The sequence below is a fragment of the Halorubrum pallidum genome (assembly GCF_055380345.1).
In genome coordinates this window covers 2,312,863-2,334,462 of record NZ_AP043945.1, presented here as the reverse complement: position 1 = coordinate 2,334,462, position 21,600 = coordinate 2,312,863, and the positions used below count along the sequence as shown (strand labels likewise).

The window sequence follows — 21,600 nt, the reverse complement described above, 5'->3', positions numbered from 1 at the left end:
ATGGCGGACGACAGCATCGCCGTCGTCGACCTCGATCGCTGCCAGCCCGACCGATGTAACTACGAGTGTGCGAACTACTGCCCACCGAACCGGACGGGCAAGGAGTGCATCACCGAGCGCGGCGAGGACGCGGCCGAGGGCGACCCGGACCAGATCCACATCTCCGAGGAGATTTGTCTCGGAGAGACCTGTGGTATCTGCGTCGAGAAGTGCCCGTTCGACGCGATCGAGATAATCAACCTCCCCTCCGAGCTCGACGAGGAGCCGGTCCACCGCTACGGAGACAACGCCTTCTCGCTGTACGGGCTGCCCTCCCCCGAGCCCGGCACCGTCACCGGCATCCTCGGTCCCAACGGGATCGGGAAGTCGACGGCGGTCCACGCGCTCGCCGGCGAGATGGTCCCGAACCTCGGCGACCACGAGTCCGAGGGCGACTGGGGCCGCGTGCTCGACCGGTTCCGCGGGACCGGCCTCCAGAACTATCTGGCGTCGCTGAAGGCGGGCGAGATCTCGGTGGCCCGCAAGCCCCAGTACGTCGACCAGATTCCGAACCAGTTCGACGGGAACACCCGCGAACTGTTGGAGCGCACCGACGAGCGCGGCGCGCTCGACGACCTCATCGACCGGCTGAACATCCGGCCGGTGATGGACCAGCCGATCGACTCCATCTCCGGCGGCGAGCTACAGCGCGTCGCGATCGCCGCGTGTCTCGCGCGCGATGCCGACTTCTATTTCCTCGACGAGATCACCCCGTACCTCGACATCGGCCAGCGGATGATCGTCGCCCGGCTCATCCGGGAGCTCGCGGACGACGACAGCGCCGAACGCTCGATGCTCGTCGTCGAACACGACCTCGCAATCTTGGACCTGCTCGCCGACACCCTCCACGTCGCGTACGGAGAGCCCGGCGCGTACGGGGTCGTCACCGACCCCAAGTCGGTCAGAAACGGGATCAACGAGTACCTGAAAGGCTACCTCGACAACGAGAACATGCGGATCCGGCCGTCGGCGATCACCTTCGAGGAGCACGCGCCGCGGGTCGCCTCGCGCAGCGAGACGCTGATCGAGTACCCCGATCTCACGAAGTCTTACGGCGAAGACGAGTTCGAACTCCACGTCGAGGGCGGCGAGATCAACCGGTCTGAAGTGCTCGGCGTCGTCGGCCCGAACGGGATCGGGAAGTCGACGCTCGCGAAGCTGTTCACGGGCGATCTGGAGCCCGATTCCGGCGAGCTCGATTTCGCGCTCGACATCTCGTACAAGCCGCAGTACATAGATATCGATCAGCCGATGCGCGTCGACGCGTTCCTCTCGTCTATCACCGACCAGTTCGGCTCCTCCTACTGGAACACGGAGATCGCACAGCCGCTCCAGCTCGACCGCGTGATGGAACAGAACCTCGCGGACCTGTCTGGCGGCGAGCGTCAGCGCGTCGCGATCGCGGCGTGTCTCTCTGACGACGCCGATCTCTACCTGCTCGACGAGCCCTCCGCGCACCTCGACGTCGAACAGCGCGTGCGGGCGACGACCGCGATCCGCCGGTACGCCGAGAACCACGACGCGACCGTGATGGTGATCGACCACGACATCTACATGATCGATCTGCTTGCCGACCGACTGATGGTGTTCGACGGCGAACCGGCCGAGAGCGGCCGCGCCTCGCCGCCCCAAGAGATGCGCGACGGGATGAACGAGTTCCTCGCGGACCTGGACATCACGTTCCGGCGCGACGAGCGGACCGGACGCCCCCGGATCAACAAGCCGGGCTCGCAGCTCGACAGCAAACAGAAGCGCGAGGGCGAGTACTACTACTCCGGGTGAGCCGCGGCCGACACGTCCCGAGCGTTTCCGACGGCGCTCTCACCGAATCCGTCGTACCGAAGCGATTAAGCACGGAACCCGCAAACGACGAGATATGCAACACCTCATCATTCGCGGCGACCCCGGGATCCGGCGGGATGCGGTGATCGAGTACGAAGGCGAGGAGCTGGTCTGTTTCGGAATCAACGTCCAGGGCGGCTGGCACGGCCCCGACGAACCCCAGCTCTGGTGTACCGTCGGCACCGAAGACGAGCGCGAGGCCTACGACAAGCGCGAGTACGTCCCGCATTGGCTCGACGTCGACTCGGTCGACGCGGCTGACGTCGACGTGCTCAGTGAGAAGGGCGAACTCGCGGTCTGAGCGCGGTTGTCGGCTTTTCAGCGCCTCACCGGCGGATCGTCGAGCCACGCCTCGATAGCGCCGGCCATCGCTCCCCGCCGATGGATCGTCCCCCGCTCGGGGTCGACGACGGTGCTCTCCGCACCGGGCGTCTCGCCGGCGTCGACGACCGCGGCGACGCCCTCCCTGATCCGATCGCCGAGATCGTCGGGACGCGTGACGCTGCCGGTCCCGGAAACGTTGGCGCTCGTCGCGGTGAGCGGGCCGGCGGCGTCCAGCAGGTCTCGGGCGATCGGATGGTCCGGTACCCTGATCCCGACGCGTTCGCTGCCGGCGGTGAGCGCGTCCGGAACGGCATCGTCGCGTTCGACGACGACGGTCACGGGGCCCGGGAGGAACGCGCGGGCGAAGCCGACCGCGAACTCCGTCGGTCGGGTGTATCGGAGCGCGGCGTCGACGCTCGCTACGCCGAGCGAGAGCGGGTTCTCGCGGTCGCGCCCCTTCAGCGCGAAGACTCGCTCGACCGCGTCGGGATCGAGCGCGTCGCCGCCGAGCCCGTACACGGTCTCCGTCGGATAGACCACGAGGTCGCCGTCGGCCGCCGCCGCGGCCGCGCGTCGAACGTCGTCGCGGCGAGGATCGTCGAGATCGCGGGTAGCGACGGGATCGCCGTTGTCATCGCTGTCGTCCGTCACGTGAGGTGATAGGACGCCGACTCGAAAAAGCGTGACGAGTGTGCGCGACCCCTGCCGCGCATCTCCTCGTCCCCGGGACGGCGTTTTTAAGCCCGGCGCACGCCGACGGTCGGTATGCTCGTCGTCGTCTCTGACACGCACGCACGCGAGGAGTCGAAGCTCCGCGGCCGGACGCTCGAGGCGGTCCGCGAGGCCGACGTGGTGATCCACGGCGGCGACTTCTACCGCGAGCCCGTCCTCGACGCATTCGAATCGGCGGCGCGGACGCTTCGCGCGGTGTACGGGAATAACGACGGAGCGGCGATCCGCGACAAGCTCCCCGAGACGCGTACCGTCGAGTACGCCGGGGTCCGGTTCGCGGTCACCCACCGCCACCGCAGCGGCGACACCGGGCTCGTCATGCTCGGCCGCGGCCGCGACGCCCACGCCGTGATCTGCGGCCACAGTCACCGCCCGCGGTTCGACGACTCGGGCGGACTGCCGCTGTTGAATCCGGGGAGCCACGCGCAGCCGCGGGGGAACCGCCCGGCGCACGCGGAACTGGATCCGATCGAAGAGACGGACGGCGACGCTCGCCTCTCCGGGCGACTGGTCACGCCCGACGGCGAGGTGTTCGAGCGGTTCACGCTCTGACGGCCGGAAGGCGGCGACCGCGCCGTCAGGCCGCCGTCTCGGTCGGTAACGCACACAAGCGACCCCTGAACTGGAAACCGCCGGATACCACGGTCCCAGCGCGCCCCGGCGGACCGGATCCGCGTGAACACGAGAGAACGCCGCCGGCAGGCAGGGGAAGAGATACCGACAGCGAAGCGCACCGTCGGAGTCGGATCGGGGGAACGGACGACACTGATCGCCGAGCGTCCATCGGATCCGGGGTGGGGGGAGGGCCGAAGCGGGGGGTCGCGTCTCCGAGTTGGACCGCCGGTAGCTTATACGTGGTTTAAGGACAAACGACCCTTTTAGCATTCGCGTTGTCACGTGCCCTGCGGAGCGGATTCGGTCTCCGAATCGACGCATTCGCGTCGCCCGAAACGCCTAACCCCGTGCCGACGGATTCGAGGGTATGTTACCGGTCGAACCGCTGTTCGTCATCATCCTCGTCGGCCTGTTAGGGCTCTTCTTCTTCGGATTCCTCCTCGTCCGGCGCACCGTGACGGGACTCCGAGAGGGGTACGAGGACGGCCAGAACTGATGGTCGTCGTCACTGTCGCCACGCTCGCCGTCGCCGCCGCCGCCAGCCTCTTCATGGCGTGGTCGATCGGCGCGGGCTCGTCCGGCTCGACCCCGTTCGCCCCCGCCGTCGGCGCGAACGCCATCTCCGTGATGCGCGCGGGGCTCGTCGTCGGCGTCCTCGGGCTGCTCGGTGCGGTACTTCAGGGGGCGAACGTGACCGAGGCTGTCGGGACGGAACTGATCGGCGGCGTCACGCTCACGGCCGGCGCGGCCATCGTCGCGCTCGTCACCGCCGCCGTCCTCGTCGCGATCGGCGTGTTCGCGGGATACCCGATCGCGACCGCGTTCACCGTGACGGGCGCGGTCGTCGGCGTCGGGCTCGCGATGGGCGGCGACCCCGCGTGGCCGAAGTACGCGGAGATCCTCACGCTGTGGGTGCTCACGCCCTTCGTCGGCGGCGGCGTCGCGTACGGGGTCGCCCGCACGCTGATCGGCGACGCGCTTCCGGAGCGTCTGCTCACCGCGGGGCTCGCGGGCGTCGTCGGCGCGATCGTCGCCAACGTCGGCTTCGCAGTCCTCGGTCCCGAGGGAGAGCAGGCGTCGATCGCGTCGGCACTCGGACCTGGCCTCGGCGTCGGCGCGGGGGTCGGGATCGGGACGGTCACGCTCGCAGTGGCCGCGCTCGTCGCGCTCGCGGTGTACGCGGACCTCGGGCGCGACCGCGAGGGCGCACAGCGTCGCTTCCTACTGGCGATGGGCGGGCTCGTGGCGTTCTCTGCCGGCGGGTCGCAGGTCGGGCTCGCGATCGGGCCGCTCGTGCCGATCTTCAGCGACGTCGGTGTGCCGCTGTGGGCGCTCCTCGTCGGCGGCGGCGCGGGGCTGCTCGCGGGGTCGTGGACCGGCGCGCCGCGGATGATCAAGGCGCTCGCACAGGACTACGCGTCGATGGGGCCGCGTCGCTCGATCTCGGCGCTCATCCCGTCGTTCGCGATCGCACAGATCGCCGTCGCGTTCGGGATCCCCGTCTCGTTCAACGAGATCATCGTCTCGGCGATCGTCGGTGCCGGTTACGCGGCCGGCGACGCCGGCGTGAGCCGGGCGAAGATGGGGTACACGGTGTTCGCGTGGATCGCGTCGCTCGTCGGGTCGCTCGTGTTGGGGTTCGGCGTGTACTCCGCGGTGCAGTTCGTCCTGTAGGCGGACGTACGCCGCGACTGGGAAGTTAATGGTGTCCGTGGGTATCGACCTCTTGTACTCCCTTTGCCGCATCCGACAGAACGCTTATTCGAGCGGTCCGCGAAGAGAGGGTATGGCGAGTGCGACGCGCGACGCACCCAACGGGGAAGGCGTCGAGTTCATTCACGAAGATGACGGCTCGATCACCGCGAGAGACATCGAGACCGGTGTCGCCTCTTTCGGCGAGACGAAGGCGGAAGCGCTCCGAATGCTTGCTGAGGCGATCGAACTTCACGAAGGCGGCGGCGAGCCCGTCACCGACGAGGATCTCGAAGAGTGGGGCCTCGAAGAGGCGGAGCCCGGTGACAAGGAGCTTCCCGAATTCATGCGGTGAATGGTCCGGACGAACTTCTCCGGGCGCGAGATTGCGTCTGTCCTCCACGATTTCGGATACAAGCGTGTCGGTCGTGTCGGTAGTCACCTGAAAATGCGGTATGAATCACCAGACACGGACGAAGGCCGAATTGTGACTGTTCCGATGGCGTCAGAAGACGAAATCCCGACCGGAACACTGCAGTCGATTGCCGACCAGTGCGAAGCCGACGACTTCCACGCGTGGTGTGAGTGGATCGACGAGCATCGGTGACTGTCGACTAGATAGTGACTCGCTTGATTCCGAGTGAGGCCTGCCGAACTCCCGTCTGACCGCACCTCACGCCTCCCCAGCCTCGTCGGTCGCCCTCCGCTTCGCTCTGGACGACCGACTCCCTCGCGGGCTCCTCGCGCCCTCCGGGCGCTCGGAGGCGCGCCGACCGCAACAGCGACCGCGACGTTACTCGTCGCCCGGGTACGCCGGCAGCCGCGCGGAGCGCGCGCTCCCGTCGACGAACGGGAGGTCACTCCGAGCCGCCGCGACCTCGTCGCCGTCGACGCGCACGGTGGCACCGTCGAGGGCGGCGTCGAAGTCGACGAACGCTAACGCGATCGGATCGCCGGAGCCGGGACCGGCCGCGGCGCGCGTCACCTCGCCGACCGCCTCGTCGCCGGAGAAGACCGCCGCGCCGGGAGTCGGCAGGAGATCGTCGTACCCCGACGGGTTCGCGTCGCCGTCGATCTCGGCGACCGCGTCGGCGAGTCCGTCGAGCGTGAGGCCGACGAGGCGGCGGCTCGGCCTCCCCTGATTCTCGACGCGAGAGACGACCTCTTGGCCGACGTAACAGCCCTTCTCGAAGTCGAGCGCGTTCCGGAGGCCGAGCACGTTCGGGACGACGCCCGCTAGCTCGTACTCGAAGAGGGGGGTTCCGGCCTCCGCGGAGAGCGCGTCCCACGTCCGATAGCCGAACGGAGCGGCGTTGAGCCCGCGGGTGAGCAGGGTGTTGAACACCTCTTCTGCGTCGTCGGCCGCGCAGATGACCTCGTACCCCTCCTCACCGAGCGGCGAGTCGGTCGCGATCACGGTAACACCGGCGTCGACCATCGAGCCGCGGACGAAAGAGAGCGGCTCCTCGGGCGCGCCCGGCCCGCCGAGCACCGACGCGATCTTCTCCGTCGACTTGGGGCCGTGGACGCCGAACACGCCGAACTCCTCGGAGACGTCCTCGATCTCGACATCTTGGATGAACACCTTCTCTGACCAGTCCGTCGCGACCGACTCCGTTCGCTCCGGCGGGAGGAAGACGAGCAGCCGCTCGTTCGCGTTGTAGACGTACATGTCCGTCTCGATGCCGCCCTGCGGGTCGAGGAGGAGCGCATACACTCCCCGCCCGTCTTCGTCGGGGACGCGGTTCGAGACCGCGTTGTCGACGAACTCGACGCGGTCGGCACCGGTGACGGCGAGCACGCCGTACCCCATCTCGATCGCGCCGACGACCTTGCGGACCGCCTTGCCGACGCGCTCGGGCTTCCCGTAGTGGTCGACCACCTGCCGGCCGCCGCGGTCGCGGTACGTCGCGCCGTGGGCGCCGTGAGTTCCGGAGACGAGCGTCATACCAGTCCGGAGTCGTGGGAGCGCCAAAAGGCCGCCGTCTCGGGAGAGACCGGCCGTGACGGGACGAACGGGGGAGGGACAAAGCGGTCCGACGACGCGACCTACAGACCAAGGCGGTCGCGGAGTTGATCAACGATCGACGCGGTCTCGTCGGCGGCCGGCGCGTCGGGGTCGGGGACGACGCGGTCGTGCGGGTACACCCGCACCCGCTCCGCGCTCTCGACCGTGATGAGCGAGTCGGCTTTCAGTGACGAGAGCGCCTCCTCGACGGCGTCGATGTCGGCGTCGACGGCTGCGCGAAGTTCCAACACCGTCATCCCCTCGTCGCCGCGGTCGACGAGCGCGTCGAGCAGCGCAACCTCGACGTCCGGCCGGTCGCGGTATTCCGGCTTTGCGGCCATGCGCGTCGATTGGATAGGATGCGGTTTACGTCTACCGGCGAGGCCACGGTCGAACGTGCCGGCCGGCAAGCGACCACCGCTCGCGTCGGTCGGAGAGCGGTCGACCGGAGAAGGGCCTACCGGACGAGCCGGGAGCAGGTGCCACAGAGGTTCTCCTCTTTCACGTCGACCTCGCGGACCGTGGGCGAGAACGACATCACGCACTTGCTGTTGTCGCAGTGTTCCAGCCCGAGGGTGTGGCCGATCTCGTGGACGACTTCCTTGCGCACGCGGTCGGCGAACACGTCGATCGCGGGCTTGGTCGAGACGCCCCCGTCGGAGGAGGTACGCAGTCGATGGGTGGATATCACGGAGCCGCTGCCGTTGAGGTACGCCAGCCCGAACACGTAGTTCCGGCGGCGGTAGTACAGGTCCTGTGCCGTGATACCGATGTTCTTCTCGCCGCCGCCGACGCGACCGACTGTCTCGATGAGGTCTTCGGCGCGGTACTGGTCGCGTCCCGCGTCGTAGGCGGTCTCGGGGATCGGCTGGTCGTCGTGGACCGTGACGTCACAGTCGTACACCAATCGGAGCGCAGCGGAGGCCTCCCGTTTCACGCGCGGGGTGACCTCCCCGACAGGAACGATGTCCACGAGCATGGAACCGCTTTTGACCGCCGCGGTCATAAAACTCGCGCCGTGGTATCACCCTCACGTCGTGCGCTCGTCGAACCGCTCTCCCGCTACGAGGGCCTGCTCGAGGTCGGCGTCGGCGACCGGCCGGGACTCGCGCGCGCGCTCGCCGAGCGCGGCCGCGATGTGCTCGCTATCGACGTCGACGTCGGAGACCGCGTCCGCGCGGCCGCAGGCGAATCGCACGACGGAACGCTGCGCGCCGTGCGGGCCGACGTGCTCGCGCTATCGGGTGAACGTGATGAGAGCGACGATAGCAATGAGAGCAACAATAGCAATGAGAGTGATGAGCGAAGTCGATCGGAAGCCGCCTTCCCGCGATCGGAGCCGCTTCCGGACGCCGTCGACGCGGTGTACGCGTGTAACCTTCCCGCCGAACTCCAGCGCCCGACAGTCGCGCTCGCCGAGCGTCTCGACGCCGCCTGCTTGTTCACGACGCTCGGCTTCGAGGAGCCGACTGTCAGGGTCCGTCGCCGATCGATCGGCGGGACCACGTTGTACGTCGCGCGTGAGGAGACAGGTGTCGACAACGGTGAGACGTGCCGTCGATAGCGGCCGCACCGACAGCGGCCGCTCCGATAACGGCCGCACCGACCGCGAACCCGGAACGTTCTTTCCCGCCGCCGTCGGCTACGGGTGTATGCAGGTCGACGCAGTCGTGCTCGACATCGACGGTGTGTTGGTCGACGTCGCGGACTCGTATCGCCGGGCGATAATCGAGTCCGTCGATCGGGTGTACGGAACGACGATCGACCGCGACGCGGTCCAGTCGTTCAAGAACGCGGGCGGGTTCAACAACGACTGGGAACTGACGGACGCGGCCGCGCTGTACGTGTTGGCTCGACGCGATGGACTCGACATGAGCGTCGAGGCGTTCACCGATCTGATCGCCGACGGCGGCGGCGGACTCGACGCGGCGAAAGCCGTCGTGAGCGATCTCCCGGACGTCGCGCAGGCGCGAGTCACTGACCGGTTGGACTCAGAGCGACTCCGCGAGACGTTTCAGGCGCTGTACCTCGGCGAGGAGCTGTACCGCGAGCTGGAGGGTGGCGAACCCCCGCTTTCGGCACCGGGCTACATCCACGACGAGCCGACGCTCGTCGACCCGGCGACCATAGAGGATCTGACCGCTCGGTTCGACGTGGGCGTGGTGACCGGACGACCCGCCGCCGAAGCGGAGATCGCCCTGTCGCGCGTCGACCTCGACGTGCCCGAGGCACACCGGTTCACGATGGACGACTGGGAGGAGGGGAAGCCGCACCCGCGGGCGCTCGTCGAACTGGCGGCGCGGTTCGACGCCGAGCGTGTCGCATTCGCCGGCGATACCCTCGACGACGTGCGGACCGCGCGCAACGCCGACGCCGACGACGAGTCGCGAGTGTACTACGGCATCGGCGTGCTCACCGGCGGTTTGACCGGCGAGTCGGGACGGGAGACGTTCGCCGAGAACGGCGCTGACGCGGTCATCGACGACGTGAACGAACTGGTGGAATTACTGGAGTAGCACCGATCGATCCCACCCACTGCACTCCGAAGCCGTTCCACAACGACTCACTCGACTGAGCGCCACAAAACATGGGCCCTGCAGGATTTGAACCAGCGATCATTCCGTTATGAGCGGAACGCTTTGAGCCAGACTAAGCTAAGGGCCCGTACTCCGGAGTAAACGAGACCGACTCTTTAGCGTACCGAATCGGAACAACCGATGGCCAAGATACATCAACCTCGACGTGTTCAGCGACTGCTCAGAAATCAGAGCACAGAGAGGCGCCGAAGCCAGGACTCGAACCTGGGACCGCCTCGTTAACAGCGAGGCGCTCTACCAACTGAGCTACTTCGGCTCAATCTCCGATACTCGATTCGTTTTGATAGGGCTTTCGTTTCCACCCGACTCGGGGGAGGCGGGTTGACACACGGCGGATTTTTCCGGCGGGGAAATAGACGCGGACGGCGACTGACGGCTGTGCTGCTCCGGATTTGCGAAAACGCGCTCCGACCGTGACCGACACGTTTTCGGCCGGACCGCGAGATGTCGATCTATGAGCGACACCGAGGCGACCGACCTCGACGCGGTGCTGGCCCGCGTCCGCGAGCGGGTCGTCCCCGAGCGCGACGAGCGAGAGCGGCTTCGTGCGGTCGCCGCCGACCTCACCGCGCGAGCCCGCGAGGCGATCGCCGACCTGCCCGTCGACGCCGACGTGGTGCAGGTGGGGTCGACCGCTCGCGGGACGTGGGTCTCCGGCGACCGCGACATCGACCTGTTCGTCCGGTTCGACGCCGACCTCGGCCGCGAGCAGTTGGAGGAGTACGGGCTCGCCGTCGGCCACGCGGTGCTCCCGAACGGACACGAGGAGTACGCGGAACACCCCTACGTGAAAGGGACCCACGAGGGGTTCGACGTCGATCTGGTCCCGTGTCACGACGTGGCGAGCGCCGGCGACCTGGTCTCGGCCGTCGACCGAACGCCGTTTCACGACGCCTACCTCTCCGCCCGGCTGGACGACGACCTCGCCGACGACGTAGTGCTCGCGAAGGCGTTTCTGAAGGGGATCGGCGCGTACGGCAGCGACCTCCGCACCGAGGGGTTCTCCGGGTACCTCACCGAACTGCTCGTGTTGGAACTCGGGGGGTTCGTCCCGCTCGTCGAGTCCGCCCGGAGCTGGCACCCGCCGATGGAGTTCGACCCGGAGAGTCACGCCGAGCGAACGTTCGACGACCCCCTCGTGGTCGTCGACCCGACCGATCCGACGCGGAACGTCGCGGCGGTCCTCTCGCCGGCGAACCTCGCGCGGCTCCAGCACTACGCCCGCGCGCTGCTCGCGGCACCGCGGACGGAGCTGTTCGAGACGGAGGTTCCCGAGCCGCTCGACGCGGCGGGCGTCCGCGACCACGTGCACCGCCGGGAGACGACGCCGGTGGCGGTCACGTTCGACGCCCCCGATCTGGTCGACGATCAGCTGTGGCCGCAGCTCCGTCGGTCCCTCGACGGGATCGTGCGGGGACTCGACGCACACGGATTCGACGTGCTTCGGGCGCAGGCGATGGTGAGCGACGACGCCGACACAGCACCTCACGGACCCTCGCCACACGACATCTCCGAGAACGGGTCCGAGAGTGAGGACGCGAGCGCGAGCGGATGGAACGACCCGACCCGCCGCGCGGCACTGTACGCCGAACTGGAGGTGGCCGAACGCCCCGCGATCGAGCGCCACGAGGGGCCGCCCGTCGCCGTCAAAAACCACGCAGAGAGCTTTTACGAGTCGTACGCTGACGACGTCGACACGGACACCTACGGGCCGTTCATCGACGGGCACCGGTACGTCGTCGAGCGCGAGCGGACGTTCACGACGGTTCGCGACTACCTCGAAAGCGACGCCGCCACGGACGTCGCGCTCGGGGCGCAGGTGGACCGCGCCTTCGATGAGCGCGACGTATTGGTCGGTGACGCCGTCGCGACGCTCGCAGACGAATTCGGCGGCTCACTTCGGGAGTTCTACGAGCCCCACCCGTGACGCGGGGTCGAGACGGGCCCGCCTACTCGGCGATCCGATCGGAGACGAGGTAGACGAGCGCGACGAGCGCGACGAGGACGGCACCGACGACCGATGCCAGCGCCGCGATGCGCGGGAACACGAGCCAGAACGCGACGTAAAACGAGAACGCGAATGCGAGCAGTCCGACGATCGCGACGCCGCGGGTCGGGTTCTGGACGGCCGCGACGAAGACGCGCTGCGGAAGCGAGAGGTCGGCGAACGCGACGGCGTCGTCCTCAATACCCCCGCCGTCTGCGTGTCGGTCGCCCTCGCCGCCCGCCGCGGTGTCGCCCTCGGTTCCGGTCCGCGGGCCGGAGTCAGCGTCGTCGGTCACGACACCGGGTACGGAACGGAGCGGCCTGTACCTGTCGTTCGCTCGCGTCCGGGTTGGACCGCGGCGCGACCGGACCTGTGTCGAACCGAACTCAGGCGAGACCGTCGGCGAGCGCTCCGACGAACAGCGTTCCGGCGAGAAACGCGACCAGCGCGGCGGCGAGATTCGCGGCCGCGAACCGGGCTGCGCGGCGATCCTCCCCGTCGGCGACGGTCGAGACGGTCTCGACGGCGAACGAGGAGAACGTGGTGAACGCCCCGCAGAATCCGACGGCGACGAGGAGCGTCTCCGCGGATCCGATCGGCGCGGCGAGGGTTCCGCCGAGAGCGAGGCTCCCGAGAGCGTTGACGGCGGTGATAGATCGTCTCCCCTCGACCCGGAGTCCGACCGCGTGACGGGCCGCGGCCCCGAACGCGCCGCCGACTCCGACGAGGATGACTGCCGAAACCCCTCCGGTCACGGCCACGAGTGCCCTCCGGTCACAGTTGGCCTCCCGACCATCCTCACAGTCGACCTCCGATCACTAGCCCGACGGCCGCCGCCGCAAACCCGACCGCGTAGCTCGCTGCGACGTACCCGCTGCCGGCGAGGGTGCCGAGCGCCACCGCGTCGCCGACGAACGTGCTGTACGTCGTGAACGACGAGAGCGCGCCGGTCCCGACGAACAGTTGGATACGCGTCGTCGTCGCGCGCCCCACGAGAACGCCGAGCGCGAGCGAGCCGACGAGATTCACCGCGAGCGTCCCGAGGCCGGTCGTGTCCCCCGCGACCACGTCGACGCCGTACCGGGCGGCCGCGCCGACGAACCCGCCGACGGCGACGAGGAGGTACCCGAACCGCGTCCGTTCCATACGAGTGAGTTACTGCCGGTCATCTTTGCTCTTCGGGCTCGTGACCGCCGGCGTCCCCCTCGCTTCCGCCCACCCGCTCACCGCCCCTCACGTCGTCGGTCGCGGCCCTCGTCCGACTCGCACGGGGACTGCCGCCGCCGTGTGGGGTCCGCCGCTCGCGGACGCGGACGGTGTGTGCCGTTTCGGTCGCGTCGTCGACGACGAGCGCCTCGCCGGTTCCCGTCGGGAGCCGCGAGGCGAGCGATCCGGCGAGATACGTCGCCTCCGCCTCCGCGAGCCGGGCCACGTCGCCCTCGGCGGTCAGCCTGTGGGCGACGAGGAGATCCGACTGCGAGACCGCCACGCTCGGCAGCGCGCCGGGGCGCTGCGTCGCGCAGACGAGCGAGACGCCGGGTGCGCGACCGCGAGTGAGGAGCGTCCGCAGCGCCGGCTCGGCGACGCCACCGAAGAAGGCGTGCGCCTCGTCGACGAGCAGCCACGGGAGCCGGTCGAGCGCGCCGTCGACCCGGGCGTCGTAGAGCCCGCGAGCGACCGCACGGACGACCGCCGCCGCGGCCCGCTCCGGAACCCCGGAGAGATCGAGGACGGTCGGTGTTCCGTCGGCAGCGAAGCTCTCGATCGCAGGCGCGTCGGCATCGAAGACTCCCCACGACCGGGCGAGCCGGAGGTGGTTATCGGCGGCGCGGCGCGCGGCCTCCGGTGCGTTCGACGCCTCGATCCGTTCGCGAACGTCTCCGAGAGACGGCGACGCGGCTCCCGTCCGAGAGGCGGGCGACGGTTCGCTCGTCTGGCTTCCGGACGCTGTCGAGCCCGCGTCGGCGACGGCCCGCCAGAGCAGGCTCCCCGCGCCGCCCGTGGGGTCGAGTCCGACTAGGTCCGGCCACGCACTCGCCGGGATCGCTGCGGGACGGACGGTTGGAGCGGCGACGCGGCCGCCGGCGGCGCGGAGGCCGCCGAACACCCCCATGGGATCGACGACGACCGGTGCGACGCCGTCGACACTCGCGAGTCCCTCGGCGATGACACCAAGCGTGTACGACTTTCCGGTGCCGCGCTTCCCGAAGATCACGGCCGCGTGCGGGCCGTCCGCGTCGACGCCGACGGCGGCCCCGGTGCTCCCGTCGCGGGCGAGGAACGACCCGAGCCGAACGGTCGGCGTGGACGTCTCGACGTCGCCGGCCGTCGTCTCGCGAGGTGGAGACGCCGCCGCGTCGTCGCGTCCGATCACGTGCATACCCCCGCTGGTCGCGGTATCGCACAAAAACATCGGGGAGCGAGACGCGACCGCGACGACCGCCGCCGAATCGATCCGACTCCTTATCAGTGATACCGCGGCCAGCGGGGGTATGTTCGATTCGAAACGGGACGGACGCACCGCTAACCGCCGATCCTTCCACACGGACCGCCGCGCGATAGAGGGGCTTCCGGTCAGACTGGTGATCGCGCTCGTCGTCGGCGTCGCGAGCCTCAGCGTGATGATGGGGATGATCGGCGACATCGACGGACTGGCCGCGACGGAACTCGACGCCAAGCCGCAACCGGAAGTGACGACGCCGGGCGACCAGTCGCTCGCGGTCACGGTGCTCGATCCCGACGGCGCGAGCGTCGCCGACGCGACGGTGATCGTCCGGAGCGGCTCGGCGCGAATCGACGGAGTCGCCACCGGGAAGACGAACGCGGACGGTGTCGCGCGCGTCGACATCGACCCGGAACTCGGACCGAACCAGCCGGACGGAACGCTCACGATCGAAGTCAAACCGCCGGCGGAGGGCGATTACGTCGACGAGCGCGAGAACACGGACGTGCTGGTCATCGCCGAGTGAGCGGACCGGTCGCGGTCACGCTCGACCGCTCCCGGGCAGTTCCGATCGGCCGCGAACCGAGAGCGCTCCTCAGAGCCGGTCGTCCCAGTCGATCCACTCCTGCTCCCACCCGTGGGGAGCGAAGTGCCCCTGTTTCGCCCACTCAGCGTCCTCCCTGCGCGTCCGGTTCCGCTCGACGCCCCCCTGTTCGCCGTCGACGAGCATCGGATCGATCCGGACCGGGCCGGCGGTCTCGACGGTACGGAACCCCGGCGGGGCGGCGTCGTCCTCATCCGCCGGTCGGTCGGGCGTCTGCTCGGGAGCGGCGTCCGGATCGGGGTCGGCGTCGTGAGCCGTCCCGGCGTCGCGGTCGCCGTCCGGGTAGGCCTCGATCGCGGCGACGGTCTGAACCGCCGTGCCGCGCGGGTAGACGATCCGCCCGTCCGCGGCGAGCTGATCGCGGAGCGCGCGCGGCGGCTCGACGACGGCCGTTTCGAGGAGAATCCGGTCGTAGGGCGCGTACTCCGGGAGTCCGTTGACGCCGTCTCGGCGGTCGACGAGCACCGCGCCGTAGCCGGCCGCAGAGAGGTTCGACCGTGCGGTCCAGACGGCCTCGCGGTCGATGTCTACCGCATGCACGCGGCGCGCTCCGGCTATCTCGGCAAGCATCGCGACGGAGTACCCTGCGCCGGCACCGACCACGAGCACCTCGTCGCCCTCGTCGACATCCAACGCCGTGACCAGCCGAACGACGGTCTCGATCGAGAGGGACCCAGTCGGTTCGTCGCCGGTGTGACCGCTCTCGCTCGCTCGTGCAGTGTCGTCGACGAACGGCTCTCGGGAGACGCGCTGGAGCGCCGTCAGTACGGATGCGTCCAGCGGCTCGCCGAGCTGGTGTTCGATCCCCTCGATCGCGTCGGCGCGGATCGACGCCTCGTCCATGCGCCCGCTCGGTGCCCGGTCCTCTAAAACTGCTCGCTCGTTACCGCATCGGGACGAACCGGACGCCGCCGTGGTCCTCGGGCTCGATTCCGTCGTCGCGGACCGTGAGACGGACGAGCCGCTGACCGCCTCGGTCGGTCCCGACCGGCGCGACGACGCGACCGCCCGTCTGAACCCGGTCGACGATCGACTCTGGGACGCCGTCATCGGGCGCACACGTCACCGACGCGGCCGCGAACGGAGGTTCCTCCCGAAACGCCTCTCGGGCGTCTCCCGCGTAGACGGTGACGTCGTATCCGAGCCGATCGAGCCTGTCGCGAGCGGCCTCGGCCAGCTCGGGAACGTACTCGGCCGTGAAGACGTTTCTCGGGCCGACGACCCCGGCGAGGACGGCGGCGTGATACCCGCAGCCGGTCCCCACCTCGAAGACGCGGTCACCCCGTTCGAGATCGAGCAGGTCGGTCATGATCGCGACCATGTGGGGCGCGCTGATCGTCTGGTCGTGGCCGATCGGTAGCGGGCGGTCCTCGTACGCGTGCGCTCGCCGATCGTCGGGAACGAACGCGTGGCGTGGGACCGCCTCGATCGCAGAGAGAACGGTGTCGCTCACGTCGAGCCGCCGTCGGATGTCGGCGACTAAGTCCCGGCGAGCCTGCGCGTACTCGGGATCGTCCATGTATTTGTATCAGTCATCATCGTCGTCGCCATCGTCGCCGTCGTCGTCGTCATCGTCGCCGTCGTCATCGTCGCCGTCGCCGTCGTCGTTATCGTCATCGTCGTCGTCGCGAGCACCCTGCCCGTTGCCCACGTCATCGTAACCGGGGACATCGACCGTACCCTCAATTGCGTTCTCTTCGAGTTCGATGTCGATATCTGCCCCGCCGGCACCACGAATGTCGACGATGAGGTCGCCTCGGATCGTGGTGTCTTCGATCTCAATCTCGATCTCCGAGTTTCCGGCTCCGCGGATTTCAACGCGTACGCTACCTGTGACAATCACATCCGATAAGTCGATTGACACGTCCGTCTCGCGACCCTGAACGGTGATGTCTATACAAGAGATAGTCTCGTCTTCTCGCTCAATTTCAGTCTCCGTGAGACACGCCCCACCGTTCGTCTCGCAGGTGACTGTTGTTGAACGCGTGAGTTCGATCGACTCGTCGCGGTCGGTCGTGACCGCGCGGATCGAGAGTTCGACGTCGTCGGTCGCGCCCGAGGCGCACGACAGCTGGGCGTCGATGTCGGTCGATTCGCCCGGCTGGAGCGTCCACTGATCGATCCGGAGATCAGTGCGAGCGATTCCGAGCGAGCCGGCGTCGACGACGCCGACCTGTTCGAGCGTCAGCGCCTCCGAGAATCGGTTCGTCACGGTGAAAAGAGCCACCGCGTCGCCCGATGTGCCGGTCGGATCTCGCGGATCGATCCCGAGGAGGGCGTTGTCGTCGTCCGCAGTCCCGACGCTGAACTGTCGGTCGCCGGTAACCGTGGAGAACGCCCCCGTTCCTTGGACGCCGGCGGCAGCGGCACCCCCGGTGAGGAGGACGCCGAGGACGGCGCGGCGGCTCACGAGACCGCTCGAATCGCCGCGGCTGCGCTGTCGTTTCCGTCCCATGTCTCGTGTTTGGCGAACGGCCCCGCTCGAACTGGACCGGCTTCGCTCCGCGTTCGAGCGAACGCACGCGTCACTTCGTGTCTGAACTAGGAGACGTGGGCATATAGTATTGCGGTGCCTGAACGCGCGTCACGGCGGCTCTTCTCTCCCTCCGAGCCGGTAGCGGCGGTTCTGAATCACTTGGGCGATCGAGGAGACGAGAAACACCGCGAGGATCATCGCGGCCCACCCGATCTCCGGGACGGTCTCCGTCGGGACGAACCCGACCCACACGCCGGCGAGGACGAGGGCGGACAGAAGCGAGACGCCAAGGTAGTAGGCCCCCCACGAGATCGACCCCTCGGGGACGACGTCGAGGTAGACGTCGAGCGCCGCGGCCCCGTCGGTGAGTTCGATCTGGTTCCCGTCGTACTCGATCATGCCGGCGTCGGCAAGCCTGTCGAGGTGCGTCTGCTGGAGGGAGGTGTACACCCGCTTGCGCTCGGCCGAGGTGAGTTCCGCCACCGACTTGTCCTGCTCGCGGGCGGCCACCCGCTCTGCCAGATCCGAGAGCGTCAGCGGCTCGTCGGACTGCTTGCAAAAGTGGATCACGTACCGCCGGCGGTGGTTGCTCAACAGGTCGTAGAGTTCGTCTTTCTCCGGTCGGGTGTACTCCCGCTGGTCCGTGAGCGACACGCTCACGACGCCTCCGTTCGTGGGTGCGTCCAACGCGACGGCGACGCTCGAACCCGTAGAAGGACGCTGCTCCCACACATTTCACACAAAGGATTCGTTTCAGTCCGTATATACTATTCGGGTATCGGAGCGGAGAGCGAGGGACGGAGAGAGAGAGAGAGGAGAGAGGAACGGAGAGAGAGGAGAGAGGAACGGAGAGAGAGGAGAGAGGAACGGAGAGAGAGGAGAGAGGAACGGAGAGAGAGGAGAGAGGAACGGAGAGAGAGGAGAGAGGAACGAGGGTGAGGAACGGGCGAACGCGCGCGCTACCGCTCCAGGCCGAGCGCGCTCGCGACCGCGTCGGTGTCTTCGACGGTGAGCGCCGCGGCCTCGTCGCGGTGGGTTCGAAACGTCTCGATGTGGCCGTTGATCGTCTCGGCGTCCGCGCCCTCGTCGGCCGCTCTCGCGGCCGCGAGCGCCGCCTCCGTGGCGTCGGCCTGCAGATCCGTCTCCGTGGCGGCCGTCTCACAGAGCGCGGCGGCGGTGTCCTCGGTGAGTTCGTGGGCGACGTCGGCGGCCTCCGAGAACCCTTCGGTCGCGCTCTCGTAGTCCGCGAGCGCGCTCTCGATGGACTCGATTGCGGGGGAGTACGACTCCTCGTTGAACGCGGTGACCCCCTCGTCGCGGGCCGTCGTGGCGTCGTTGCGGGCGACGATCGCGTCGTCGTACGTTCGGACGATTTCCCGACGTTGGTCGTCGCCTTCGGTACCGTCGCTTCCGTCTCCGCCGCCGGTGACGCTGTCGAGACAGCCGGAGAGCGAGAAGAGTCCGAGGCACGCGGTCGCGGAGAGAACTCCTCGTCGATGTGTCATACGTTCACGGTACTCGGAGATCGTATATGTCTGTTTCCCACAACTACCGTCGAACCGATCGATCTTCTGGATCGACCGGACTTCGGATCAGATACGTCTGCTATCGCGAGGAGGATGTCACTCTTCTGCCGTACTGTCGCTCCCGACGCGTAGCGTCTCGACGAGTTGGACGGTGTCGTGCTCGCCTCCGTTGAACACGTCGTCGGTCCCCGGTGAGGCGGCCTCCGCGATCGCCGTCCGGATCGTGTCGTTCGTGAGGTTGATCACGAGTCCGATCTGTTCGGTGCCGCCCACCGGAACCGTCGTCGTATTATCGATCGTCTGGTTGCCGATGTTGCTCGCGTCCGGGTTTCCGTCTGTCGAGATCTTGCCGCCGTCACCACCGTCGCTGAGGAACTCGTAGGCCTGTATGAGGTCTTCGGGCGTCACCGGGCCGTTGTTGACATCCTCGCCATACTCTTCGAAGCGAATACCGACCTCCGCGTCTTCTGTCCCTTCGTTGCGTACCTGTAGGAAGTCGGGGAACTCGTAGGTTTCCGCGAGGTTCTCTACGGCGGTTTCGACCGCAAGGCCGTCGTTGTTTTCGTTGTTCGCCCACGCGGCCGGGAGTTCTTCGGGCGCAAGGTCGGCAAGGCTACTTTCATCGGTGAAGAGATCGTCGCCGCCACCATAGAACTTGTCGCCCGATGGGTTGGGCTGGTACTCGTTCCCATCGCCACGGAAACTCGCACCCGCCTCCACGACGAGGTTGTCCTCTGCGACGACCCGAAAGTCGGCCGATGACGCCGTCGAACTCGCGAACGCCGCCGACGAGAACACCGCCCCGCTCCCGGTCGCCAACGCGCCGAGACCGATCACCATACTGCGTCGTTTGATCATGTGGCTTCCACTTACTCGATACCTACACCGGTATCCACTTAGTATTGGGTTACTTGAAACGACCGAACGCCCGGCTTGAACGGGTCTGTAAAACCGAGGGTCGATTCAAGCGACGCTTGAATATGCACGATAACCGCGCTATACCGCCCGATCGGAGTGGAATCCGTTCGAAACATGACTATTCATGTCGTACGTTACCACGCATCTTCAATTCCCGTGTGTGGGACAAATATCAGAATCCGATCACTCCTCGTCGATGGCGACGATCTCCAGTCTGACGTTCGCGCCGTCGGGGATCGCGTCGAGGTCGCCGGGGTCGTCGTCGGCGATCAGGTTCGCGACCAGTCCGAACGACACCGCGTCGCCGGGGTCGAACGTCTCGTCGAGGGCCGCGAGCAGCGTCGTCCGTCCCTGGTCATCGGTCTCGGTCGGTTCGTCGCCGGAGACGACGCGGAGGGTCTCGGCGGCCGCCGCGCTCGTTCCGCCGGAGTCGGCGTCGTCATCGGCCGCGGCGAACGCGAAGGCGATCCGGTCGTAGGGGGTCTCGCCTTCGTTCGCGATCACGACGAGATCCTCGAACCGGGAGATCGACCGCCGGTTCAGCTTCTCGATCACGATCGCCTCGACGCGGCCGTCGCCGTCGGTTTGTACGTACTCCTCGCCCGCGCGCCCGGGACGGAGGGCGAGTTCCGAGGAGACGACGACGCGGAGGTCGGCCTCCGCCGCGGCGCTGCCGGAGAAGACGGACGCGGAGCTGACGACGGCGCTGCCGAGCGCCGCGGAGGCGAGGCCGATCGCGGTCTGTCGTCGGGTGATCATGCGATGTGCAGCGAGGTGCGCGCTGTGCCCTCGATACGTCACCCGAAGGCTTTGTATTGGTGGGCTTTCCGTCGCGTCCGCGGGGTGGGCACTTCGACACCGGCTGCGCCGGTCGATTCAAGGAGTGCGATACCGGGTTCACGCCGCGCTTGCGGCCGTTCAAGCGAGCCAATACAAAGTGGGTAGAGGGGCAAGGTGTAGATATGGCAAACAGACGCAGCGTTCTGATCGGACTCGGCGGACTGGTCGCGGGCGGCGGCGCGATCTTGAGCACGGGGGCGTTCGACACGGTGGAGGCTCAGCGGACGGTCTCCGTTCAGACCGCGGGCGACGCGGATGGCTTCCTCGGGTTAGAGGCAGCAGATCGAACCGACGACACAGATTCATCACCGGCCAACGCCTCGACGGGCGCAAACCAGAACGAGTACGTTGAGCAGACAGACGGGACGATTCAGATCAATCTCGACGGTGGGAATGACGGCGACGCCGACGACGGCGGGACGGGTCTGAATCAGGACGCGATTACGACATTCCGCAACTTGGTCACGATAACCAATAACGGAACACAGGACATAGGCTCTCTGACGCTGAGTATTTCGCCGGATACCGACGATAGCGTTCCTAGTGGCACATTCCAGTTTACCATCGACGACGGTTCGACTGAGGCCACCATCGACAACGGGAACGAGGCTCTCGGCAGCAACAGCGGTAACGGCGACGTCACGAGCACCCTCAGTCCCGGGACCTCGATCGACTTCGGGATGGTTATCGATCTGATCAACGGGGGGGTCGACGGGGACCTTCCAACCACGGACTACACTCTCACGATCACTGCAAATAGCCAATAGGAAGCCCGTACGCAGCGTTCAGCTGATCCTATCTGGTGGATGAACATCTGATTAGAGAGACGCAGCGGTGAGTTCGCGAGCCGACTCGTTCTGTTATTCGATTCGTTCTGTTATTCGTGTAGATTGTAGATCGTACACGTGCACGAGCAGACTCTCACTTCTATTCTTGCTCAACGCTCTCGCAGAACGG

The 21,600-nt window shown here is 67.6% G+C and carries 26 protein-coding genes, 2 tRNA genes and 1 pseudogene; 12 read left to right on the top strand and 17 right to left on the bottom strand.

What is annotated here, in order from left to right:
• Positions 1–1,821 carry a ribosome biogenesis/translation initiation ATPase RLI gene (locus ACZ45C_RS13565; protein WP_460561059.1) on the top strand — a complete coding sequence of 607 codons (1,821 nt, stop codon included), beginning with the start codon at positions 1–3 and terminating at the stop codon, positions 1,819–1,821.
• A gap of 94 nt (positions 1,822–1,915) precedes the next feature.
• The gene (locus tag ACZ45C_RS13560) at positions 1,916–2,182 is read left to right on the top strand and encodes an HAH_0734 family protein (protein ID WP_049984318.1); all 267 of its coding nucleotides are present in this window, start codon (positions 1,916–1,918) and stop codon (positions 2,180–2,182) included.
• A 17-nt stretch (positions 2,183–2,199) separates the two neighbouring features.
• On the opposite strand, the gene ACZ45C_RS13555 is transcribed toward ACZ45C_RS13560, so the two are convergent.
• The gene (locus ACZ45C_RS13555; RefSeq protein ID WP_460561062.1) at positions 2,200–2,856 is read right to left on the bottom strand and encodes an L-threonylcarbamoyladenylate synthase; all 657 of its coding nucleotides are present in this window, start codon (positions 2,854–2,856) and stop codon (positions 2,200–2,202) included.
• A gap of 114 nt (positions 2,857–2,970) precedes the next feature.
• Between ACZ45C_RS13555 and ACZ45C_RS13550 the strand changes: the two genes are divergently transcribed.
• The 5 genes and pseudogenes from ACZ45C_RS13550 to ACZ45C_RS13530 all read left to right on the top strand — a co-directional run bounded on the left by ACZ45C_RS13550 (position 2,971) and on the right by ACZ45C_RS13530 (position 5,851).
• On the top strand, positions 2,971–3,489 hold the full coding sequence (locus ACZ45C_RS13550) for a metallophosphoesterase (RefSeq protein ID WP_460561064.1): 519 nt from the start codon (positions 2,971–2,973) through the stop codon (positions 3,487–3,489).
• Positions 3,490–3,904: 415 nt separating this feature from the next.
• Positions 3,905–4,048 (top strand): annotated as a pseudogene (locus ACZ45C_RS13545) (DUF7859 family protein); the annotation flags it as partial.
• The gene (locus ACZ45C_RS13540; protein WP_460561066.1) at positions 4,048–5,226 is read left to right on the top strand and encodes an inorganic phosphate transporter; all 1,179 of its coding nucleotides are present in this window, start codon (positions 4,048–4,050) and stop codon (positions 5,224–5,226) included. The pseudogene ACZ45C_RS13545 and the gene ACZ45C_RS13540, both read left to right, overlap by 1 nt.
• A 112-nt stretch (positions 5,227–5,338) precedes the next feature.
• Positions 5,339–5,599: a type II toxin-antitoxin system HicB family antitoxin gene (locus tag ACZ45C_RS13535; protein ID WP_460561068.1), complete on the top strand. Its 261-nt coding sequence runs from the start codon at positions 5,339–5,341 to the stop codon at positions 5,597–5,599.
• Complete coding sequence (locus ACZ45C_RS13530; protein ID WP_460561070.1) at positions 5,600–5,851, top strand: type II toxin-antitoxin system HicA family toxin; 252 nt, start codon at positions 5,600–5,602, stop codon at positions 5,849–5,851.
• Between the two features lie 186 nt (positions 5,852–6,037).
• On the opposite strand, the gene ygfZ is transcribed toward ACZ45C_RS13530, so the two are convergent.
• The 3 genes from ygfZ to ACZ45C_RS13515 form a co-directional block, all read right to left on the bottom strand.
• Positions 6,038–7,192, bottom strand: coding sequence for a CAF17-like 4Fe-4S cluster assembly/insertion protein YgfZ (ygfZ, locus tag ACZ45C_RS13525; protein WP_460561072.1), 1,155 nt, complete (start codon positions 7,190–7,192; stop codon positions 6,038–6,040).
• Between the two features lie 101 nt (positions 7,193–7,293).
• Complete coding sequence (locus ACZ45C_RS13520; protein ID WP_460561074.1) at positions 7,294–7,593, bottom strand: DUF6432 family protein; 300 nt, start codon at positions 7,591–7,593, stop codon at positions 7,294–7,296.
• A 116-nt stretch (positions 7,594–7,709) separates the two neighbouring features.
• A complete protein-coding gene (locus ACZ45C_RS13515) occupies positions 7,710–8,231 on the bottom strand; it encodes an archaemetzincin family Zn-dependent metalloprotease (RefSeq protein WP_460561076.1) in 522 nt (173 codons plus the stop codon).
• 39 nt (positions 8,232–8,270) lie between these two features.
• Between ACZ45C_RS13515 and ACZ45C_RS13510 the strand changes: the two genes are divergently transcribed.
• Together ACZ45C_RS13510 and ACZ45C_RS13505 are read left to right on the top strand one after the other, a co-directional pair.
• On the top strand, positions 8,271–8,816 hold the full coding sequence (locus tag ACZ45C_RS13510; RefSeq protein WP_460561078.1) for a UPF0146 family protein: 546 nt from the start codon (positions 8,271–8,273) through the stop codon (positions 8,814–8,816).
• Positions 8,817–8,904: 88 nt separating this feature from the next.
• Positions 8,905–9,768 carry a TIGR01548 family HAD-type hydrolase gene (locus ACZ45C_RS13505; RefSeq protein ID WP_460561080.1) on the top strand — a complete coding sequence of 288 codons (864 nt, stop codon included), beginning with the start codon at positions 8,905–8,907 and terminating at the stop codon, positions 9,766–9,768.
• Between the two features lie 72 nt (positions 9,769–9,840).
• Here the strand turns inward: ACZ45C_RS13505 and ACZ45C_RS13500 are convergent.
• A tRNA-Ile gene (locus ACZ45C_RS13500) sits at positions 9,841–9,916 on the bottom strand.
• A gap of 116 nt (positions 9,917–10,032) precedes the next feature.
• A tRNA-Asn gene (locus ACZ45C_RS13495) sits at positions 10,033–10,105 on the bottom strand.
• A gap of 198 nt (positions 10,106–10,303) precedes the next feature.
• Between ACZ45C_RS13495 and cca the strand changes: the two genes are divergently transcribed.
• Positions 10,304–11,776: a CCA tRNA nucleotidyltransferase gene (gene cca / locus ACZ45C_RS13490; protein WP_460561082.1), complete on the top strand. Its 1,473-nt coding sequence runs from the start codon at positions 10,304–10,306 to the stop codon at positions 11,774–11,776.
• A gap of 22 nt (positions 11,777–11,798) precedes the next feature.
• On the opposite strand, the gene ACZ45C_RS13485 is transcribed toward cca, so the two are convergent.
• The 4 genes from ACZ45C_RS13485 to ACZ45C_RS13470 all read right to left on the bottom strand — a co-directional run bounded on the left by ACZ45C_RS13485 (position 11,799) and on the right by ACZ45C_RS13470 (position 14,216).
• Complete coding sequence (locus ACZ45C_RS13485; RefSeq protein ID WP_460561323.1) at positions 11,799–12,038, bottom strand: hypothetical protein; 240 nt, start codon at positions 12,036–12,038, stop codon at positions 11,799–11,801.
• Positions 12,039–12,222: 184 nt separating this feature from the next.
• On the bottom strand, positions 12,223–12,591 hold the full coding sequence (locus tag ACZ45C_RS13480) for a CrcB family protein (RefSeq protein WP_460561084.1): 369 nt from the start codon (positions 12,589–12,591) through the stop codon (positions 12,223–12,225).
• A 43-nt stretch (positions 12,592–12,634) separates the two neighbouring features.
• Positions 12,635–12,982 carry a fluoride efflux transporter FluC gene (locus ACZ45C_RS13475; RefSeq protein ID WP_460561086.1) on the bottom strand — a complete coding sequence of 116 codons (348 nt, stop codon included), beginning with the start codon at positions 12,980–12,982 and terminating at the stop codon, positions 12,635–12,637.
• A gap of 19 nt (positions 12,983–13,001) precedes the next feature.
• Positions 13,002–14,216, bottom strand: coding sequence for an ATP-binding protein (locus tag ACZ45C_RS13470; RefSeq protein ID WP_460561088.1), 1,215 nt, complete (start codon positions 14,214–14,216; stop codon positions 13,002–13,004).
• Positions 14,217–14,328: 112 nt separating this feature from the next.
• On the opposite strand from ACZ45C_RS13470, the gene ACZ45C_RS13465 reads away from it, so the two are divergent.
• Positions 14,329–14,805, top strand: coding sequence for a DUF7382 domain-containing protein (locus tag ACZ45C_RS13465; protein ID WP_460561090.1), 477 nt, complete (start codon positions 14,329–14,331; stop codon positions 14,803–14,805).
• A gap of 69 nt (positions 14,806–14,874) precedes the next feature.
• On the opposite strand, the gene ACZ45C_RS13460 is transcribed toward ACZ45C_RS13465, so the two are convergent.
• The 7 genes from ACZ45C_RS13460 to ACZ45C_RS13430 all read right to left on the bottom strand — a co-directional run bounded on the left by ACZ45C_RS13460 (position 14,875) and on the right by ACZ45C_RS13430 (position 20,562).
• A complete protein-coding gene (locus ACZ45C_RS13460) occupies positions 14,875–15,726 on the bottom strand; it encodes a protein-L-isoaspartate O-methyltransferase family protein (protein ID WP_460561092.1) in 852 nt (283 codons plus the stop codon).
• Positions 15,727–15,766: 40 nt separating this feature from the next.
• Entirely contained in the window at positions 15,767–16,402 is a 636-nt protein-coding gene (locus ACZ45C_RS13455; protein WP_460561094.1) for a protein-L-isoaspartate(D-aspartate) O-methyltransferase, read from the bottom strand.
• Between the two features lie 9 nt (positions 16,403–16,411).
• Positions 16,412–17,338 (bottom strand): hypothetical protein, encoded by a 927-nt coding sequence (locus ACZ45C_RS13450; protein ID WP_460561096.1) that lies wholly within the window; start codon positions 17,336–17,338, stop codon positions 16,412–16,414.
• Positions 17,339–17,467: 129 nt separating this feature from the next.
• On the bottom strand, positions 17,468–18,013 hold the full coding sequence (locus tag ACZ45C_RS13445; RefSeq protein ID WP_460561325.1) for a DUF7344 domain-containing protein: 546 nt from the start codon (positions 18,011–18,013) through the stop codon (positions 17,468–17,470).
• A 305-nt stretch (positions 18,014–18,318) separates the two neighbouring features.
• The gene (locus ACZ45C_RS13440) at positions 18,319–18,864 is read right to left on the bottom strand and encodes a hypothetical protein (protein WP_460561098.1); all 546 of its coding nucleotides are present in this window, start codon (positions 18,862–18,864) and stop codon (positions 18,319–18,321) included.
• Between the two features lie 117 nt (positions 18,865–18,981).
• Positions 18,982–19,743: a hypothetical protein gene (locus tag ACZ45C_RS13435; RefSeq protein WP_460561100.1), complete on the bottom strand. Its 762-nt coding sequence runs from the start codon at positions 19,741–19,743 to the stop codon at positions 18,982–18,984.
• A 243-nt stretch (positions 19,744–19,986) separates the two neighbouring features.
• Entirely contained in the window at positions 19,987–20,562 is a 576-nt protein-coding gene (locus tag ACZ45C_RS13430; protein WP_460561102.1) for a hypothetical protein, read from the bottom strand.
• A gap of 203 nt (positions 20,563–20,765) precedes the next feature.
• On the opposite strand from ACZ45C_RS13430, the gene ACZ45C_RS13425 reads away from it, so the two are divergent.
• Positions 20,766–21,410 carry a hypothetical protein gene (locus ACZ45C_RS13425; RefSeq protein ID WP_256402989.1) on the top strand — a complete coding sequence of 215 codons (645 nt, stop codon included), beginning with the start codon at positions 20,766–20,768 and terminating at the stop codon, positions 21,408–21,410.
• Positions 21,411–21,600 lie beyond the last annotated feature (190 nt).